This is a genomic window from Povalibacter uvarum (genome assembly GCF_014202975.1).
Classification (GTDB): domain Bacteria; phylum Pseudomonadota; class Gammaproteobacteria; order Steroidobacterales; family Steroidobacteraceae; genus Steroidobacter; species Steroidobacter uvarum.
Genome location: NZ_JACHHZ010000001.1, coordinates 217,802 through 237,893, shown reverse-complemented (window position 1 = coordinate 237,893; position 20,092 = coordinate 217,802). Strand labels below are relative to the sequence as shown.

Below are 20,092 nucleotides of genomic sequence, written 5' to 3'. Positions count from 1 at the left end.
GATGGATTTCCGCTTTCGCGGGAATGACAGGGCTCCTTCTCTACCGTTCCTGCCGAATTCTCCTACGTCGAGTTGCCCAATCACGTGCCTCAACCCGTCGTCATTCGGCTACCATCCGCGCTCCCTGAATTTCCTTGCCTTACATGAGCTTCGAGTCAGCCAAACAACTGGTCGCCGCCGATCTGCAAGAAGTCGATCGCGTCATCCGAAACCGCCTCGCCAGCGACGTCGTCCTGGTCAATCAAGTCGCCGAATACATCATCGGTAGCGGCGGCAAGCGCCTTCGCCCGCTGGTCGTGGTGATCGCCGCCAAGGCCTGCGGCTCGACAGATCAACGACATACAGAAGCCGCGGCGATCATCGAGTTCATCCATACAGCCACCCTGCTCCACGACGACGTGGTCGACGGCTCGAGCCTTCGCCGCGGCCAGGACACCGCGAACGCGGTCTGGGGGAACGAAGCCAGCGTGCTCGTCGGCGATTATGTCTACTCGCGCTCCTTCGAAATGATGGTCTCGTTGGGCAGCATGCGGATCATGGACGTCATGTCCCGGGCGACGAACCGCATCGCCGAGGGTGAAGTCCTCCAGCTCATGAACGCCCACGACCCGGATTGCACCGAAGAGCGCTATTTCGAGGTCATTTACCGCAAAACAGCGCAGTTGTTCGAAGCTGGCACCCAGATCGCGGCGATTCTCACCAACAGCCCGCCGTACATCGAAGAAGCGATGACGAAGTACGGCCGCCATCTCGGCACAGCCTTCCAGCTCGTCGACGATGCCCTCGACTACCGCGCCGATCGCGACACGTTGGGCAAAAACCTGGGCGACGACCTCGCCGAAGGCAAGCCCACCCTCCCTCTTATATATGCGTTGAAGCACGGGACCGACGAGCAGCGCGCCCTGATCCGCACGAGCATCGAAAATGGAAGCGCCGAAGCGCTGCCGCAAATCACCACTGCAATTGAATCGACTGGGGGCCTTGCGTACACTGCGCGCCTCGCGCGGCAGGAGGCCTCTCTCGCCATCGAAGCGCTCGCTGTATTGCCGGACTCGGAATACAAGCAAGCCTTGCGCGAACTGGCAGATTTCGCAGTCGAGCGTACTTACTGATCCCGACGCCTCGACCCCATCCGCCACTCTCTTCTGCTTCGGGGTGTAGCTCAGCCTGGTAGAGCGCTACGTTCGGGACGTATAGGTCGCAGGTTCAAATCCTGTCACCCCGACCATCTCTATCTGCGGCCCTCAACTGCGCGCGTCGGGCTGTGCCGCGAACTCCCCTTGAAGCATCCTCCTCAACTCAGTCCTGGCGTCGCGGCTAACCGCTGGGCTCCAGAGGATCGAGCAGGAGATCAGAACCAGAATGATGTAGACCACCGTGTGAGGCGCCCAACCGGCCCTCCAGAAATAGAACAAGAACATCGTTGGCAAGGGAGCTACCAGGAGAATGATCGCAGTGGACACGACCAATCTTGGAAGTGCTTCAGTCCAGCTCTTCCAGTAGGGGATGCAGCGCCCACGGCTGAGACCGCCAAACGAATCCTGGTCACTTACGTCAACGAATGGGGCGTGCTTCAGACACACCGTCTCCGACCAGCGCCCTCCCCTCTCAATCATCTCGGCTTCTGTTCTAAGCGCCGTGCTTCCCTCAGAGACGTCCACCAGAATGATCTTCGCCCGGAGGATCAACTCATCGGCTACATGCTGCCAGTCGTCATCTCGTGCACGAAGGACCATTGGAACACTCCGCAACGGATGCAGGAGTTTCAGGCCAGCGAATCCAACCACAAAGGGATTCCAGTCTTTGGGTCTGCTTCGTGTAGGCGTCAGAAATACGACGGGTACACCGGGCTTCGCCAGCCTCAATATCAGAGCCACGAGCGTTCGATCCGCGAAGGTCGAGAACCGTCTGAGAACCAATACGAAAGGACGATGCAGAAACGCTCCAGGCCTGCGATGCCGGAGGATCAACGGGCCGACCGCCCCAACTGCCCAGAGAATGGCGAATAGCCTGCTGACGGCTACTGCCGCATCCTCCATAGCTGGGGGAAAGACATCTTCTGCAAATAAAAAAACAGTGACGATGACATCCGCGAACCACCATACCAGACAAAAAATGCCGACAAGCAGAGCGCAGACGAAAATGAGCTGATGGATTTTCGTCCGATCCCAAGGCTGTGGTGGCATTGCACGCAGCAGGAACCGCCCGAATGCAATCCCGAGGGCGAAGTTGCAGATAGCGCCAACGCACATGACAACTGGCGCGCCGGCAAGCGAAGGCAGCTCATCGAGGGGGAAAAACGTTACGACGAGGTAGATGAAAACGCCGATCCACAGCACTTCGAGCACACAGAGCACGAACCCGCACCAAATCGCTGAGAGGTAGCTCAGGAATCTTGCTGTCGTGCCGTATCCGCCGCGTAGCGAACTGGCAGTTTCGGAACTCCGTCCGTCAGCTTCGACATTCATGAAAGTCCACGCTGCTCGAAGCACTCGCTCTTGAGATGCCACTCGCTGCATCTCTCAACTCTCATTACGACCACTCATCCAGGCGGCCAAGCCACCTTCCTCGCGACAGCGCAGTAACCCCTGGGCAGCGGCGGTCGCACTGAGAGTGTCATCCAGGACAGCGTCGACGGTCGCAGCACCTGTTTCGTAGCCCGTGCTGGAAAGGAACCGGGCATAGTGAAAAATGTTCGCGAGCCGAACGGATGTCCGCGGTGGCGAAGTCGTTACGCCCGCCTCCACGAGGGCGAGGCGCAGGGCCTCGAATCGATCGAGCAGCGCGACACCACGTCGTTCTGCCGCGGCCAGACCTGCTGGACTCGCGAGCAACGACTCGGCTTTGCCCGGCTCGGTCCGGGGATTCGGAAACATTCGGGACTTCAGCGCGGCTCGAAGCGGGCCGAACTGGATGATCTCCTCACGTACGCGCGCAGAGAGCGTCATGCCGCTCAACATACTTTCCATTGCCCGCTCGACACGGTCATCGAGGTGCGCGAAGTATCGATTGATTCCAGCACGCGCCGTGGTCGTGACCGCGAAGTTCATCCACGCGGGATCAAGAACGTCTCCCTGGGCAGACTTGCGAATCCACACCTGGCAGCCGTGATGCAATTGCTGGTCGAGGGGGGCTTCGACACCGTCGATCGTCCCTCCGGCGCACTGATAGCCAACATGAGTGTGCAAGCGGAAAGCGGCATCAAGCAGTGTGGATCCCCGAACCATCAACTCCGCGCGCTTGCCGACGAACACAAGCACGCGGTTTGAATCAACCACGCAATCGTGGAATGAGGCTGCCTCGGCGGAGCAATGCCACAATTGCGCTCCCCGAAGATCGCAACCAGAAAGGTCTGCGCCGTCCAAGCGGGCAGCGCGTATCGAACAATCACGCAGATCGCTGCCGGTCAGTTTCGCGTTGCACAGATTGGCATTGTCCATGTTGCCTCCACGGAGACTGCCACCGAGAAGCGTGAACCCACTCCAATCCCTGCTGATTCTGTTGGCAACCGTGGCGGCATTGCCGCCCAGGAAAAGGGGCACTTGAATCGTCGCGGTCCGCGCGATCACGTCCACCAGGGCAGCACGGTCCACTATGTTTTCCAGAAGCTCTGCCATTGCCGAGCCAATCGGTGCAGCGCCGATACTCATGGCGTTCTCTTCAGCCGGCTCCGGCAGGAATCGACGCAAAGGAGCAATCTGAACTGGGCGTCCAGCAGAGTCCCGCTCGCGCTGGAAGTACTTCGACCATGTGTAGTCCCGCGGAGCCAGGCGATTGTCGATATTGCTCTGGCTCCTGCAGAGCTCCAGGAAGTCATCGGCCAGGCCGCCAAGCTCAGCGGCGTACTGGTAACTTGCAAAGAACTCCACCAAGGAACGATGCGCGGGCGCATAGTCGCCATCGGCATTTCGAATCATCATGGTCTGACCCATCATGTCGTAGTGCCAGTGATCGAGGTCCTTCTGCTCGAGCGCTGCCCCGCCGAACAACTGCCGAATGCGGTCAGGGAAACTGCGATAGTTCAGCGCCATCGCGTGAGTGCGCAGCATCTCGACGGACACTTCGCACAGGAAGTACAGCTTGTCCGCCAGCGATGTAAATGTCCGCTCCGCGCGAATATCCCGGTTCATCTTCCTCTGCACCGCGTACAGATAGATGCGGGAAAGATCTATGGGCTTGCCGGCGTCGACGTCGGGAAGCGCATCGATCACAAAGCTTGTCATCACCGGGCGGCGAGCGAGGTCGCGGAGATGAGGGTTACTCATGATCCGATTCACCGTCGGCTCATTGGCCCGGCGACGAAGCACCCGCCGTATCTGCTCATCGCTGAAAGTCTCCAGTTCGACGACTTCGAACTGCGGCGGCTCGACGACCAGGTTCGTGGTCGAGCCGGGGAGCTCAGCTCCCAGCAGCTCGCGACCCGCCATTGCCTCTGGAAAATGCTCGGTTCGGCAGGTGAGCACTGCCTTTCCGCCCGGCACCACGACTCGCGCGAGCTCCCAGAAGTTGTCGATCATTTTCTGGCGGTCCACACGAGCAGCCATTTCGTCGAACCCGTCGAAGATCAGAAGCAACTTGCCCATTCGATTCAAAGCCTCGAATGCCGAGTATCCCGGTAGCGGAATTTCAAACTTCCGGAAGAAGAACTCGGACAGCAGAGATTCGACGCTTACAGCTTTCGCGTAATCCCTGAGCGGGATGACCAGCGGCAGTCGCGGTCGCTGCGTGCCGCGCTCCTTGGCCTCCCTGTACCGGGCAAGAGCACCGGCTGCATAGTGCAGGCAGAACCAGGTCTTTCCGGTGCCAAATTCGCCGAGAACCGAAATGTGCTCTTTGGAAGGATCATCGAGCCAGCGATCGATGTAGCCGTCAATCCCACGATTCGACTCCGCGTAACGACTCGTTGCGGTCTTGCCGCTGACCGGGTCCATTTCTTCTTTCCTGCATGCCAAGGTCTCGTACTCGTGCTCGATACCAAGGCGCTTGATCTCCATCTCCAGCCAGTTCAAGTAGCCTGTGAAGTCGGCGCTCTCATCCAGCAATTCGTCGAACGTGTAACAGAGAATCGATTTGTAGCGCCCCTTTCCAGCTTGATCGCGAACAGCTTGACTGATGCGACGATGAGCCACGAGCCAGCCCTCATCGCAGTGCTCCTGTTCGACTGTGCCTTGCAGCTTCTCGAGATCCGAAAGCAGGGCTTCTCCTTCCACGGCGCGTACGACAATTCGGTCATACCCGCGACGATTGGGAACATTGAGAATCTGCTCGATGGAATCGTCCACTCGCGCTTCGTATGCCTCGTGGCGATAGCCGAGGGTCTGAAACCAGGAGTTCATCTGGCGTACGAGATTATCGACCGGCTGGCCCTCGGGCAGGGCTGTCGTCGTGGATGCCTGGAGCAGGCTTGCCCGCGTACGCAGGCGATGCTCTTCGAAGCGTGAGTTCTGATGCTCGTTGATCTGCGCGGTGAGCTCTCGGTACGACTTCACCAGCCATGCCAGAATATCGTCAGCGACACGCTCCGCGAACTCGACCGCGTGCTCAAAGTAGTGATATCCGACGCCTTCTGAAAGATGCGTAACTTCCCGGCCGAGGAAATCCGATAGCGCCGGCTCCCGTTCGATCGAACGGCCCCGAATGTAGACGAAACAGGGTTTTCCGTTCTTCCTTGCGAAGCGATACTCCTCCGAGGTCACTTCGCCGAATTGTTTCCAGAAGACGCCGACGAACACGTCCGAGGCCGCTACTTCCTCGAGGGAGTGATAACGCGTGGCTTCGGGAACAGGCCTCGCGCTCGTTTCATACAACCAGGCATTGACGCCGCGCACACTGAGACGACTCTCGAGCACCGCGCGCAGGTCCCGCAGTTCCTCCATTGTCGATCCCACGAAGACACGCAAACGCCCGGAAGTCACTTCGTTCACGACTCACTCCGACGTTTCGACATCAATGCCGGCACACAGCGCATCCTTGAAGCAAACAGCAATCTCCGGTCTTGCAGTGCATTGCGGCCAGCACGCTTGAACTCGCTCCGGAGTATCCTCCCGGCTTCATTTATTGCAAGGTATCAAAGGGCAAGGCGCGCAGGTGGCCAAACGCCGAGGAACCCCCAGGCGGACCTGAGAATTGACCAACCAACCTCGAGGGAATCGAGCATGTCGATTAAAGTCATCGTCGCCACAGTTCAGGCGATCTGCATTTCTCCGGTACTAGCCGCTCCGTGCGAGGCACCCCCCATGATCGAACAGAGCGCGAGTCCCGCAGAAGTCCGCCGGTTCTTTTCGTCGAAAGAATGGCAGGTGGTGACGTTTCTCGGTTATTCGGGAGCTGGCTACGAGAACAACAGCGAAATGCTCGCCCAGGCTGATCGAATTCTCCAGCGGCTCAGTCCCGACAAGACCATAGTCAACATCGGTGCAACCGCGGAAGGTATCGGCGCAGTGTACGAAAGGGCAAAAGCGCGCGGACTCCGGACGTCCGGCATCGTCTCCTCCATCGCCAAGGGAGAGGTTGCGCTGTCGCCATGCGTGGACTACGTCTTCTATGTCCCTGACGAGACGTGGGGTGGCTATGACAAGAATGGCAAGCTGTCACCAACGTCGGAAGCGATGCTGGCAGTCAGCGACGAGCTGATTGCAATCGGCGGTGGTGACATAGCGCGCGATGAGCTTGTCGAGGCGCGAAAGCGTGGAAAGCCCGTGACTTTCATCCCTGCTGACATGAACCACGAGAAAGCGCGCAAGAAGGCAAAGGGTGATAAGCCTGTTAATTTCCAGGGCAGCGCGAGCGAAGCGATGTGGGCGGACAACCAGAAATAGTCTGCCCGATCGCACTCGAGATCATCAAGCGGGCGTGATTCCAATCACTTGGACTGAAGCATCGCCGGCTCTGTGCAACCAGGTTTCGTCGCTGCTCCAAGCTGGAGGAGCAGCTCACCTTCGCTAACGCGCCTTTGCGCAATGCTGCGCCCGGTGAGCATCTCGACACTCGTGCAGTCGGGAGAATGCTCTTTGGGAGGCCTGCGCACGAACATGTTACTCGCGCACGCGTTGCCGTATGGACTGCAGCGTACGGCGACCGAACCATCGGCCGCTATCTGTGCAGAACTGATCCAGTCCCTCCGCGCATCGAGAGCCTCTCCGAGAAGCGATGCGGGCTCGAATGCCTCGGTGAGCGCTAACCCAGTGCCGCTGTCAAAGAGCTGAATCATCATCCCTTGCGTGACCGCGAAGTAGCTGCCGGCAGGCGCTGTCCACAGATTCGGCTGGACATTGTCGATCTTTGTCTTCATCTCGGGCAGCGTGGAGACCCAGCCAATGCTCTGCCCTTCCACATCGACGGCAAACATGTTCGCCGCTTCGGTTCCGATGACGTGGCGGTCGTCGACGAAGACTAACGTCTGCCCGCGCTCGCAAGCATCCTCGTCCGTCGCGAGCGCAGCGCCCGGAAGAGCGACGACATTGGCCAGTCGTGCTCCCTGCGGCTGCGCCAGCTGGTATGTCCATAGTTCGTGCTGATCAGTCAGTGCGGTGAGCAGGGTTGAAGCACGATTGAAGGCCAGCGCCAGCACCAGCCCCGGAGGCACCGGAATCTTCTCCTCGGTAAACGCCGTCATGTTCAGCAGCTGAAGGGAGGGATATCTGCTCTCGCAATTACGCTGCGCCACGAATCGATTGTCGCCGGACTCTTCGGTCTCGGAGCTGATTGCCCCGAGAGACATGTCCTTGCATTCCTCGATCACTCTGGCCCGGTCGAATCGGCAATGGATGAGTCGCGACCACGAGTTGCCGCCAGGAGCAAAGGACCACACGATCCCGCCTTCGGACAGCTCGATCTTGTCCTCAACCATGATGAGCCAGTCCGAGTATGAATCCCCGTCAGCGGCAGCGATACGCGAAAAATCGCGATCAGCAATTACCGGCGCTTGCCATGGTGGTTCAGGAGGGACGGGCGCAAGGCTCCACAGATCTTTCTCGCGCCGCAGATCGGGGAAGCGCAATTCCATCAGTCTCTCTTGCGGAGCGATCGTGCGCTCAACGTTGCGACCCGAGGATTCGGCCGAGCTCTGACTGATCGTCAACCCTTCGGAGTCGACACTGACCATCACGGTATCGCTGTAACCACCCCCGCATTCGTCCTCGAACGAACAGTCCAACTTGCTGTGAACGTAGAGGTCACGATCATCGGTCGCGAGACTGACGAGCCGGTGGTTCTCCTCTAGTTGTAGCTCCGCGAGCGCGAAGCCGTTGGCTACAGCCATTCTGCCTTCGGCACAACGCGCTGGATCAGCTCCGTAGCGCTTGTCGACGCAGACAGGCGTTCGCGACGACTCCACGGGAAATGCAACGTACACATAAGTGAAAACACTTTGAGGTTCGTCTTCGTCGTTGTTCACGACGCGCCGTTCCGCGACCACTGCCGCGAGTGCAGGCTTGGCCACGTCATATGTACCGAGAACGTGGGAGCGCTCGTCTATGGTCAACGATACGAGCGGATCGTGCGAGCCCACCTTGTGCAGGCTCACTCCAGCCGCATCCGCCACTACTGTTGCATTCAGCGTCGGAGCGAAGTGAACGGAGTAGTACCCCTTCGGCGTCAGCGGCTGCAGCGCACCCGACTGCAGTTTGATGGCGGGCCGATCGTTCAGAAAAACGAGCGACGGTGACGCAGCGGCGCGTGAGACCTCGGGCAGCGGCATCAGTCGATCCGACCAGAAGCGCAACAGATTGTCCGCGGTTTGTGGCCATGACGTGGTGGCTCGGGAACGCGCCAGTCGTTGCAACGCTTCGCGAGATGCCAGCGGCGTGACAGTCGCAACGGCACCCGGAACGTCACCGCCTCGCAAGTAAGTGCCAGTCTGCTCGACCAGACGACGCGCCGACTCCTGCTGGCGGGCCAACCAGGTAGTGACGCCTATGCCGATGATCACTGAGATTGCCGCGGTTGCGCTGAGGCCGATCAAGAAGCGCCGGCGCGCAGCGCTGCGGCTTGCGATCAGAAGCGCGGATTGCGCCTCCGTGAGTTCAGGGCGCCGACCTTGATACTGCAATGCCATCTTCTCGGCATGGGTCAGCTCCCTTCCGCGGAGTATTGCCGATTTGTCGTCCTTCCATGCAATGGCTCGCAACAGTAGCTGGGTATGGAACTCGGCCCAGGTCTGATCCTCCTGAAGCGCCACAGAAATCTGACGCGCCAGCTCCCCTGGCGCGACACCCTTGCCGTCCAACCATTGGAATGCGCCCACCGACTCCGGAATCTCGACCCCTGGTGCCGTTCGCAGCAGGACAGGGATCAGACGCTTGCTGAGCGTGTTGGAATAATCCAGCTCCCAGCGACAGTATGTGGATATCAGAGAATCGGGACTGACCAGGAAAACAATGTTGTCCGCGTTGTTGATGATCGACTTCAGCTTCCGCCGCCAGTCTTCACCACCGCGGATGCCATCGACGTCGATTTCCACGGAATGGCTCAGGCCACGCAACGCCACTGCGATAGCTTCAGCGGTATCGCCGTCTTTGCGCGAGTAGCAGATGAAGCAATGGCTCGTCATCGCATCAGTTCACGCGATCGCACGCACATTGTAAAGCGCGTCGACAGCGGGCAACGCAGCCACCCTCACGCACGAACATCCATTGCAAAATTCGGATGCCGGGAGCAGATTCCTGCTGGCGCTCGAACAATCACATCCAACGAGCCGCACACGGACGACTGAACCGACAACCTCGCCGAGCGGAACGAGTTGGAACGGACCAATCCCACGAACTCGAGGTGAATAGTCATGCCCGAGAAAGAACGCGCGGTTGTTTTCGTCCATGGGCTGGCAAAGAAGCCGGCGCCCGACAAGCTCCTGGAACTCTGGCTCATGGGCATCTCCCGCGACAATCCGCGTCCGGATGTCTTCGATGCACCCAACAAGGGCATCAATCTGCTCAGTTACGGCGTCCCTCACGTCTTCAACTACTACGCTGACGTGTTCTATGGCGAGGAGTATGAGACCGATTTCACGTCGTATTTCGAAGCGGAAGGCAATGCGGACGCCGAGATTGCCGCCGACCATCTCGATGACCCGGCGCCCATCACTGTGCCGTCGCCTGCCAATCCCGAAGAGCAGAGGTTCCTGGAAAATTTCCAGGCCAAGCTCAGAGAGACCGTCACGGAGAAACCACCCCAGGCAGCGGCCACGGATCCCACTCCTTCCGCCGAGCTTGAGCTTGCTGGCTTCCTGCCCGCGCCGATTCGCGAAGCGATCATCAAGAAAGCGGCGATGGAGGCGTACTACTTCCTCTTCGACAAGGAATACACCCGCAAGGACGGCGCGAAGTTCAAGGTCCGCAGCGAGTTGCGCAATCGGCTGCTGAAGGTGTTGCACACCGCCGCATCGAAGGGAGAAAAGATAGTCCTTGTGACCCACAGCATGGGAACGATGGTCGCCTACGACGTGCTGCGCAATTGCGCGGACTGCCCCACGATAGACACTTTCATCACGCTGGGCTCACCGCTCGGCGTCAAGGAGGTGCAGGCGGAGTTGCGAGCCCCGGGCTCCGCAAGCGTCGACTTCCCGGTGAAGGCCAATCGCTGGGTCAACATCTATGATCCCCTCGATCCGATCTGCGCCGCCGATCCGAAATTTGCGAACGACTACAAAGCGGTGAATGGCAAGAGTGTCGAAGACATCGAGGAATCGAACTGGAGCAAGTGGCGCCACACCATCACGCACTACTTCGCGGGCACTCTGTTCCGTAAGACCCTGAGAGAGTCCCTGGGGCCGGCACTATCATGAACCTCACGAGCCCCGCGGACATCGCAAATGCACTGAAGGCGGGGAAATACCCGCCGGTACCGTCGTGGCTGCTGGCCGAGGGCGCGCAGTTCATCGCCGCCGAGATCGCTCCTGCAACTTCCGCCGTGACCGCACAGCAACTGCGCAACGCGTCGTCAGTGTTGAACGAATACTGTCATTTCGACCTGACACAGATCGTTGCGCAAGCCTGGGTGGATCGGCACGGCTTTGACCTGACCATCCAGAGACGCCAGACGCAGGCGCTGATCAACACCGGCCGGCTCGATGAGGCAGCCAGGCTCGCGGCCCAAGGTGAATCCCTTGCCGCCACGGACCGCGCCGCCGATGGCGAACTCAGCGAGTACCGTGGCCTGATCGGCAGGATTGGCAAACAGCGGTTCGTGAACACGAATGACCGCGGTGCACTGCTCGAGGCAATGCAAAAGTATTTCGACGAGTACAAACGCAAGCCTCGCAACTATTGGCATGGCATCAATGCGCTGGCCTGTCAGACACTGGAAGGCGGTGCACCGCTCCCAGGAATGCCTCTACCGGACAAGCTCGCGGAGCAAATCCTTGGCACAGTCACTCAGTCATTTGCGAAGAAGCCAGGCTCGTGGGAAGCAGCAACTGCATCGGAGGCCAGCCTGGCACTGGGTAACTGCGATACCGCGGAGCTTTGGCTCTACCGGTTTCTCGCGCGCGAAGATACGTCGCCATTCCACATCGACAGTTACGCTCGCCAGTTGCGTGAGGTCTGGGGCGGCGATCCGTTGTCTGGAACGAGCTGTGCCGATCGTCTGTCTGGAATCATCGCCCGCTACATCGCTCGCGCCCAGTCGCGTGTGACCTTCGCTCCGTCGCAGATAGCCGAGATCAAGGCGACTCTCGAACAGGACGGCGCCGACCTCGAGAAGAATTTTCTGGGTGAATCGGCCTTCACCGTCGACTCCATACGCTCGCTCATGAAAGCATTTGAATCGATCGGCTGCGTCATGAACGAGAAGGGAGAACGCCTCGGGACGGGATTCCTCATCAACGGCTCCTGGCTCAAGCCCGAGTTCGGCGATTCCCCTGTATTCATCACGAATGCTCACGTCATCAGCAAGGACTTCGCCACGGCCATCCGGCCCGAGAACGCACGCGTGACGTTCGAGCTCGACACCGGTACCGACGGGAACCGACCGCAATACAAGGTCGAGAAAATTCTGTTCTCATCCCCTCCCGGAAAGATCGGGATCGTCGATCCGGGCGGCAATGGTCTCGACTGCACGATCGCTCGCCTCGAGGGTCTGCCGCCGGGCGTGGCAGCGCTCGAGGCGCGCCGCAATCTGCCGGGGATTTCGCCTAGTTCCAAAGTGTTCGTGGCGGGTCATCCGCGCGGCGCGGGGCTGCAGATTGCCCTTCACGACAGCCTGCTGCTCGACATCGACGACCTCAAGCAGCTTGTCCACTATCGCACCCCTACCGACCCAGGCAGCTCAGGCAGCCCCGTCTTCAACGAGGATTGGAAGGTCATCGCACTCCATCACGCCGGCACAAGCGCGACGCCGCGGTTGCGAGGCTCCGGCACATACGAGGCGAACGAGGGTATCGCGCTTGCTGCGATCCGCAGCAAGCTCAATCCGTAGCGTCGCCGTCGATCAGGTGCTCGAATGGCTTGCGCACCAACGCGCCATCCTCAGGAGTCGGATTGAGCTTTGCCAGCAGCCGGCAGACCTGTCGCCAGCTCGATCTGTGCGAGCCTGTTTCACTCCGCGCCATCGCCACAGCAGCCTCGTAGTTGCGACCCGCCTCCACGTAGTTCTGCTGAAGCAGCAACGCCTCAGCCACTGTCGCCGTCATCCAGTAGTCGCCTCGCGGTTCCGTACCAACAATCTCTTGCACTCGCGTCGCCAGCTCCGCCGCTCGGGCCAGATCGCGAGGCGAACCAAGGAGCACACTCTTGGCCGCTGCGTTGATCCCCGTATAGTAATCATCGCGAGCAAGCTCGAACGCCTCTGCGTACAAGTCACGCGACTGCTTCAGGTGCGCAATATGGTTCGAGCGCTCAAACCGCTCCATCCAGGTGGAGGCATAGATACCGAGCGTCTCCGGATCCTTCTCCCCCGCTTCATACAGTTCGCCGACAATTTCCTGTGCCGCGACCACATCCGCATCCGAGCCACCGTTCCTCGCCTTGCGCACCAGCGCGAGCGCATGCAGCTGCTTGGGGCGAATTGCCCGGGGAAACTCTTGCTGCAGCGAAACAAGCAGCGCGATGGCGTCGTCGTATGCTTCCAGCTTCGTCAGTCCCTCCGCAGCCTTGCACCCGAGGGCCGCCGAGACGCGCCATGGAGCACCCCGCTCCGCGAACAGCTGCTTGATACGATCCGGAGCACTGTTGCGTACAGCAGCACCAAGCTGAGCCGCCGCCCTTTTCGACGCTTCGTCGAACTCGAGAGCAATGCGTGCGGCATCCTCACTCAACGGCTGACCGACAACGGCATGCAGCAAGCGCAACAACTCGCCACCGTTAGGTCCATCGGGATAGGCACTGAAGTCGAGGAACACGCGCAACGACGCAAACGTCGGCAGTTCCGTCGCATCGACTCGAACCGGTACGAAGCGGAATCCCCTCTTGCGGCCGAGCATCTGCTCCATTGTCTGGTATTCCCGGCTGACCCATTCCGAGTCGCGAGCGGCGCTTGACCAGACGAGCACGCCAGCCTGGCTCGACGACAAACCACTCTCCAACCGGCTGACCAACTGATCGCCTCCAACCAGCGTCACCTGATCAAGAAACACCTTGTGGCCATAGCGACGCAGCACGTCGTACAGGTTCAGCACCCAGGCACGATTCGCTGACCTATAGGAGAGGAACACGTTCCATTGCTCGCCGGCAGCGAGCGGCCGAGGTTGGGGAACCTGCTTGATCCATTCTTCCGTGTTGCTCATTGGCGATTCCCCTGACATTCGTTGTCTGATTGGGCCACACGTATGATGCGCCGGCCTGAGCTCAGCACAATACCGGACATCTGGGCATGCCCAAGCGTCCGCTGGCCTCCTATCGAGCGCATCTCACAGTGTTCGTATTCTTGTAGTTCCAGACTAGCGTCTGCCGCTCCTGCGAATACGGCGACAGATACGCTACTGATATCCTCAGCCGCTCGAAAAAATCCTTCCGCGCCTTGTCCGAGATACATCGCTCGCCGTTCGATACGTGCCTCGCGGGGATTCCGAACAGAGCGACCCCTCGCCCTGGCGGTATCTTTTGGCCTACCTTGAGCTTGAAGTGAACGATGCCCAGCTCCTGCATCTCGAGAAGCAACTTGCTCTCCGGGCTGGATAGATCTCTCCCGTCATGCGTAATCGAAACATCGGCGACAGTGGCTACTCCCGAACCCAGGTTCTCTATTCTCAGATAGCCGGCATTGCGCTGATCGATCCCTAGTGCATACGCAAAATCCAGCTCCGACGAGAGAATGTCGCGCACCTGCTCGATGACCTGACCTACTGTCTGGTTGTTCGCAGAAAGTGTGGACGACACTTCCCCAAGCTGCGTCATCTGACTGCGGGACTGCTCTTCGCTTGCCTTCCGAAACTCCTTCATTGCCCCAATCTGTTGTTCGGCGTTGGCGATCAGACGGAACAGGAACGTAATCGTCAGAGCGGCAAATGCCGTGGACGCGAGAACCCAGCGCACATCCCATGCGCGCTCGAGCAATCTCCTGGATCTGGAGGGCACCAAAGCCTGGACCCGATGCACGACGTTGCGGATGCCTGGCGCCGACGCATCGCCGAGGAGGCCGCTCACTACGGTGGCTTGAATCCGGGAATACGGGTCCTTGAGATCAACGGTCTCCAGCAACACGGGCACGTAGATGCCGCGTGCGATCGCTTGGGACGCCTCGTGCCGCACCCAGATCGATTCAGCAGACTTTCGCGACCAGAGAACCACCACGCAATCGCAGGACTGAAGAGCCGCATCTATATTGCCGTGCCAGTCCGTTCCGTTCGTGATCTTCGCGGCCCACCAAGCTGTATAGCCCGCGTCGTTCAGCGCCTTCTCCAGGTTTTCCGCCGCCGCGTATTCTTCGCTTTTGACGCTGATGAAGACTTGACCAAGCGATTGTTCTGTTCTCACTTGCAGGGTCTCCCAATGGTCTGAAGTGACTCAACAATGTATGCCAATAGGCACCTTCACCGACCTCGCGCGGATCGAACTCTGCATACTTGTGTCAGCCGCTCGAACGACTGCTGCGCTTCTTGCTCCGAGCGCACTAGCGTCACCGCCTGCGAAAGCCCCATCGTTGATTGGTATCAATCTCGGTGCAGTCAGTATTTGGACTCAAGGTCACATTCGGCCACTGCTGGCCATCTCCCCATCGCAATGTGCCGCTCCATTCGGTACCCGACCATGCGAACGAACCGATGGCGAACTTGTCGTTGCGCACAATATGGAGCACCCCGGATGAATCCAGCGAGAAACTCCACGTGAACGTGTCACTGGGCGGTTGCGTTATCTCGCCCCAAGAACCGCTCAGACATGCGGACGCGTCCGGCGGGGGCGACGAAGCGCTGACGACCGTTAGCAGAGCCCGACTGCTGGCGCCCCCTCCCGAGCCAGCAGAATCCCGCAGCACTTCCCCAAAGAACGTCATCTGCAGCTTCGCGTTGAGGGGTCGTGCCGAGTCGGCAACATAGTGCACGATGATGTCGCAGCCGTCGTTCGATCCGACCGTCTGGCCCGTGCACCCATCGTCGACCTTGAATGCCTGCAACGTGGCCGAACCCTCTGAACGGCTGCTTCCGATCCGCACGGCGCGTTGGAGTGTATTCGTCAGTTGCACGCGCCGTATTTTTCCTTCCGGCGCTGCCATGCTCTTGCTCGTGAATTCGACGCGCAGCGCGGTCTCCGTGGGCGCAAGCTGATCGCCACGATCCTGTGCTTGCGCATCCCGGCTCCCCATTCGTTGTGATTCACCCTCCCCTGTTATCCTGAAGAACCAGTCGGCGCTGCCTGTGAGCGACAATGCGAGATCGCTGCGGCTGCTCCCGGCAAACGCGTCGGCCTTGCCTGCTGCATCGCTGCTCGCGATCAGCATCAGCCTGCCGGTCTGCACACCCGGAGCATCCGGTGAATAGATCACGCTGATTTCGCAGGCACTACGGGCAGCGACGCGCTTACACCCGCTAGCCAGAAACGTCCCGGTCTCGCTCTCGTCGAGCTGAGAGCGCAGATTCCACGCGCGGTCACTGTCGTTTGTGACACGCACTACCTGCGGTGTCGACTGGGTAGCGATACGCTGCAAGGGGAAGCTGAGCCCAGACGTGCTGAGCTTGAGTTGTTCGGCACGCTGCGCCGTCGGGACATCGACGGGTGGCGCGTTGGAACCATCGGTCAGCTTGGGTTGAGGGAAGCGGAATACGGCGTCGTTTGGTCGGCCGACCACATGATCGTACGCAACCACCCCGGCCAGCCGCGCCGCGATGTCAGCAGCGGTCGGTAGTGTGGTCGACTCCCGCAGGACGCGGATCAGTCCTCGCGGCAGTTCGCTGCTCGTCCCCGAGATGACGTCTCGCGCCTTGGATATGTCCGCGGAGGCTTCGTCCGCGGGTCTCGACATCAACGGACTCTCCGCAATTGTGGCGTCGATGATCAGCAACTGGCGCGCATGCAGCTTCTCCAGCTTTTCGAGCGAAACGCTGCCGGCCGCATCAGTCCCGTAGCCGTCGCCGGTACGCGCTCCGCCGCCCAGGATATAGATCAACAGCTGGTCTTCGGGTCGGAGTCGGGTCGCCAAAGCATCGAGCGCATCGCTTACATCTCCGGCAGAGGCCGCTGCCAGAACCGTGACACCGAACTCAAAGCGCTCGCGCAACAATACGGCCATATCGTCCGCCAGCTTCGCTACGCCGAGATCACGCACGCCCGCCTGCCCGAGAATGAACAGCGCGTACGAACGTTGCGTCACGGTCGACGGAAAGCCCTCCGGAATGCTCCAGATGCTGACGGCGCCGTCGAAGCCTACAGCAGCCAGCGTCCTGCTATCGTTGCTGAAGGCGGTGCTGACATACGCGCGTTCATCGGACGCGAACCATTCGTTCAGGGGTGCACCGCGCGTGAGGTCGACCAGCTGTACGCTGCCACGAATCGGGAGCCCACTGCTCTGGTCCTCCTCGTGCGCCTCGCTGAATGCCAGCAAACGCTCGTCCGGACTGATAGTGAGTCCCAGCGGCACCCCAGTCTCGCTGATGCTGACGCGGGCGGGTACCGGTTGGCTGCTACTGAGATCGATCACCCCGACGTCTGAGCCCTCAGAAAGTGCCAGCCAGCGGCCCGACCTGCTGAGGTCGATGGTGCCGTCGCTACCGTCGTTGAGGATTCGCGAGGGCGTGCCGCTGCTCAAGTCCCACATTACGAGGGCATCTCTTTGCAGGACAGCCAAGGAGCGGCCATTGCCGCTGAATGCCAGCGCTTCGGGCGTTGTGACAGCTGGCTCTTGCAGCGTGCGAGCGATCCGCCCGTTCGCAACGTCCCACAGCACGACACTGTCTCCTGCAGTGGACGCGTACGCCAGGTACCGACCATCAGCGCTGAAGGTGGCGCACCGCCTGAATATCGGCTCGCTGCACTGGGCCGGGAAGCTACCCACCCTGGCCATGCGGTCGAGGTCCCACACTGCGATCGTGTCGTCGTCGGAGTTGGCCACCGCCAGCCACCGCCCATCGCTACTTATCTCCAGCGGTGCTCCGGCCTCCTTGAGGAGTCGCGTCCTGACTGCCGATTCGCGCAGATCGAACGTTACCGTGCCCGTCAGCGCGAGCAGACTATCGCCCGCCTCTTCGCTATCGACTCCCGACACGAATGGGACGATAAGAGTCGCGTCATTCGCACTGAAGCGTGCGTGCGTGGCGACGGTGTGATACTGACCGGTACGAATAGGGTTCGTGGCGACCGCGATGAAAATGCTGGCAATGCAGGCCAATGCGAACACGAGCGTGGGCCGGAAGCCGAGCAGCGGGCTGCCCCCGCGGAACAGCAGCTGCAGCAACGAGGCAGGCGCAGCAAGCGACAGTCGTCCGAGCTTGCTGCCTGAGAGGAATCGCAGGAACACGTAGTCACGCAACGGGCTGTCGGGAGTTGCTGCGCGAACAATCGCCTCGGAGCGCCGCCACACTTGCCAGCGTCGCCATTGCTCGCGGATTGCTCGGGTGACAGCAGCAAACCGCCCAGTCGCTGGTGGCGGTGCAAGCGCGATGCGCAATGGAATCTCACCGCCCGCCGCACTCGAGACGCTGGCGAGCATGGTCTGCAGCAGTGCGCGAGTCTGCGCCTCGTCCTCTGGCGAGAGCTCGTCGAGCAACGCCTCGCGAAGCCAGTCCGGCATGAATGCCTCGCGGAACCAGATGAGGCGCGCCAGGCGCGGCAGCGCGCTCTCCATTTCAGAACGATCGGGAAGGAGCGCTACACCGAGCCTCAACGTGACGCCCCAATGGACCTCTGGATATGCGGCGCAGGCGGCGAGCCACGCGAAGCCTCGGCGCCCCAGGTCGCTCCGTAAGTCCGCCAGCAGGCGCGCAACTTCGGACGCAGACGGCGCGTCTCGTTGCACGAAGCGTCGTGCGCCCAGCTCGTAACTGCGCTCGGGCGGGCGATGAGCCGTCGGGCCAGTGAACTTGCGTTCGGGCGCGCCCGCGAAAACTCCCATCAAGACGAGCAGTCCGTCGCGAGTCACCGGCAGCACGGTGCAACCCAGCCGGTCGAGTGACCATTCTCTTTCGCCCCATTGCACCAAGGGCTTCGGCGTGAGCAACGTCGGTTGCGTCCACTTCATCAACGTCTCGACAGCATCGATCGATGAGCCGTCAAACGCATTGAACAGGCCCGCACCATCGCTGAAGATCAACAGGCGATGATCCGGATGCTGGGCATGGAGTTCCTCGAGACTTACGATTGCCTGGGCCCGCAGACGCTGCGCAGCGTTGCTCGCGCGCGCCGGAGTGAACGGCAGTCCTTGAAGGGAAAGCTTCCGACACAGCGCCGGGTTCTTGTCGAACGTCCAGCGCTCGATCTGTACGTCGCTGCGTGTCAGATCGTTGATCAGCTCCTGCGCAAGTCGTGCCTGGTGGTCGGATTGGCATGCCGTGTCCACCAGCACGATATAGTCAGGTTCGCGATTCGCACCACGGATCGGCGTGAAGACTCCGCCCTTCATCACCGTCGCGGCGATAGTTGGCTCGACGCGCAGATCGTCCGACTCGACGAGCCGACGCCGACGCAGTGCTTGAGCGAGACGACGCAGCGGCAGCGACTCCGCGAACGTCGCTGCCCCGTTTTGCAGGTGTACATTGCTGAGCTGCGGGGGCGTGCTGCTCGTCAGCCGTTGCAGCACTGGCCGGCGCCGACGCCGCCACCCTTGCCAGGCGAGAAAAGCGAAGACCGGCGCGGCAGCGAGCGCCGCATCCCTCCATATGATGAGCTTCCACCAGCGCAGCGGAGGCACGATCGCCTTGAGATCGAAAGTGCGGGGCGCACCGATGCGGATCGCGGGCGCCTGGGCGACCGGTGGTTCCTCAATAGAAATCTTGGTTGTCGTTGGCTCCGGGGGAGTTGGAAGGAGCGCGAAGTTCGCTTGAGCCAGAGGCTCCAGTCCCGTTCTAAGATATAGAAGTTCGCGCTGCGCGGCGAAGTCCGTGCCGATAGCAAGCGTACTCGGCTCGTAGCCATCCAGTGTCGCTGTCGCTAGTGCGGGGAATGAACTTGCGCGCACCGGCAAGGAGTAACGCCCGTTTGCGTCGGTGACGGCTGTCGCGGCTCCAAGCGTTATTACCGCACCCTCCAGCGGAGGGGCCTGGTGCGCTGTTGACTCCTGTTCGAAAAAATCGCCAAGCACCGTGACGACGCCGGTCAGCTCGCGCTCGCGCCAATGCTGCCAAGCAGCCCAGCCCACTATGAGCGCGAATAAGATTGCGAACAGAGCGATGAAGACCTGCCATCGCCATCGCCCCTTGCCGAAGCGCCGCACTTCGGGTGCCACGCGCGCGGTTGGCTGCGGAGTCGATGCAGCAATTGCCGCAGGGTAGCGGCGTTCGAGCCAGCGTCGATAGACGGCCGGGAAACGACGCTGCTCAGCGGCGCTGGTGCAGAAAATAGGTGCGAGGAAGCTGCCGACACGCTCGAGATCCAGCCGTAGAGGTGCGTCGCAGATCGAGAGATGCAACAGCACTTGACGGGCAGCAAGGTACTGGTGCGACGCGAGACTGAACTTGTCGCGACGCAGTTCGCGACCGAGGTCTACCAGGTCTTCTACCGTCAGCATGTCGTGC

The 20,092-nt window shown here is 60.6% G+C and carries 10 protein-coding genes, 1 tRNA gene and 1 pseudogene; 5 read left to right on the top strand and 7 right to left on the bottom strand.

All coding sequences use genetic code 11. The annotated features are described in order from the left end of the window. Positions 1-143: 143 nt before the first annotated feature. Both ispB and HNQ60_RS00920 read left to right on the top strand, forming a co-directional pair. Positions 144-1,112 (top strand): octaprenyl diphosphate synthase, encoded by a 969-nt coding sequence (gene ispB, locus HNQ60_RS00925; RefSeq protein ID WP_184329143.1) that lies wholly within the window; start codon positions 144-146, stop codon positions 1,110-1,112. A gap of 39 nt (positions 1,113-1,151) precedes the next feature. Continuing rightward, positions 1,152-1,228, top strand: a tRNA-Pro gene (locus HNQ60_RS00920). Positions 1,229-1,244: 16 nt separating this feature from the next. Here the strand turns inward: HNQ60_RS00920 and HNQ60_RS00915 are convergent. From HNQ60_RS00915 to HNQ60_RS28230, 3 genes and pseudogenes are all read right to left on the bottom strand, one after another. After that, positions 1,245-2,468 (bottom strand): hypothetical protein, encoded by a 1,224-nt coding sequence (locus HNQ60_RS00915; protein ID WP_184329142.1) that lies wholly within the window; start codon positions 2,466-2,468, stop codon positions 1,245-1,247. Between the two features lie 54 nt (positions 2,469-2,522). Further along, positions 2,523-4,994, bottom strand: coding sequence for an NACHT domain-containing protein (locus HNQ60_RS00910; protein ID WP_221303956.1), 2,472 nt, complete (start codon positions 4,992-4,994; stop codon positions 2,523-2,525). Between the two features lie 99 nt (positions 4,995-5,093). Beyond that, positions 5,094-5,336, bottom strand: a pseudogene (locus tag HNQ60_RS28230) (NACHT domain-containing protein); the annotation flags it as partial. A gap of 819 nt (positions 5,337-6,155) precedes the next feature. On the opposite strand from HNQ60_RS28230, the gene HNQ60_RS00905 reads away from it, so the two are divergent. Next, a complete protein-coding gene (locus tag HNQ60_RS00905; RefSeq protein ID WP_184329140.1) occupies positions 6,156-6,818 on the top strand; it encodes a hypothetical protein in 663 nt (220 codons plus the stop codon). Positions 6,819-6,862: 44 nt separating this feature from the next. Here the strand turns inward: HNQ60_RS00905 and HNQ60_RS00900 are convergent, their stop codons facing one another. Continuing rightward, the gene (locus HNQ60_RS00900) at positions 6,863-9,550 is read right to left on the bottom strand and encodes a toll/interleukin-1 receptor domain-containing protein (RefSeq protein ID WP_184329139.1); all 2,688 of its coding nucleotides are present in this window, start codon (positions 9,548-9,550) and stop codon (positions 6,863-6,865) included. A gap of 228 nt (positions 9,551-9,778) precedes the next feature. Between HNQ60_RS00900 and HNQ60_RS00895 the strand changes: the two genes are divergently transcribed. Further along, on the top strand, positions 9,779-10,780 hold the full coding sequence (locus tag HNQ60_RS00895; protein ID WP_184329138.1) for a PGAP1-like alpha/beta domain-containing protein: 1,002 nt from the start codon (positions 9,779-9,781) through the stop codon (positions 10,778-10,780). Next, entirely contained in the window at positions 10,777-12,411 is a 1,635-nt protein-coding gene (locus tag HNQ60_RS00890; RefSeq protein WP_184329137.1) for a serine protease, read from the top strand. Before HNQ60_RS00895 ends, HNQ60_RS00890 begins: the two co-directional genes overlap by 4 nt. Here the strand turns inward: HNQ60_RS00890 and HNQ60_RS00885 are convergent. From HNQ60_RS00885 to HNQ60_RS00875, 3 genes are all read right to left on the bottom strand, one after another. Further along, positions 12,401-13,717 carry a toll/interleukin-1 receptor domain-containing protein gene (locus HNQ60_RS00885; protein ID WP_184329136.1) on the bottom strand — a complete coding sequence of 439 codons (1,317 nt, stop codon included), beginning with the start codon at positions 13,715-13,717 and terminating at the stop codon, positions 12,401-12,403. The two genes, HNQ60_RS00890 and HNQ60_RS00885, sit on opposite strands and share 11 nt — an antisense overlap. Before the next feature lie 109 nt (positions 13,718-13,826). After that, positions 13,827-14,906 (bottom strand): toll/interleukin-1 receptor domain-containing protein, encoded by a 1,080-nt coding sequence (locus tag HNQ60_RS00880; RefSeq protein WP_184329135.1) that lies wholly within the window; start codon positions 14,904-14,906, stop codon positions 13,827-13,829. A 142-nt stretch (positions 14,907-15,048) separates the two neighbouring features. Then, the gene (locus HNQ60_RS00875) at positions 15,049-20,085 is read right to left on the bottom strand and encodes a beta-propeller fold lactonase family protein (RefSeq protein ID WP_184329134.1); all 5,037 of its coding nucleotides are present in this window, start codon (positions 20,083-20,085) and stop codon (positions 15,049-15,051) included. Between the last annotated feature and the right edge of the window lie 7 nt (positions 20,086-20,092).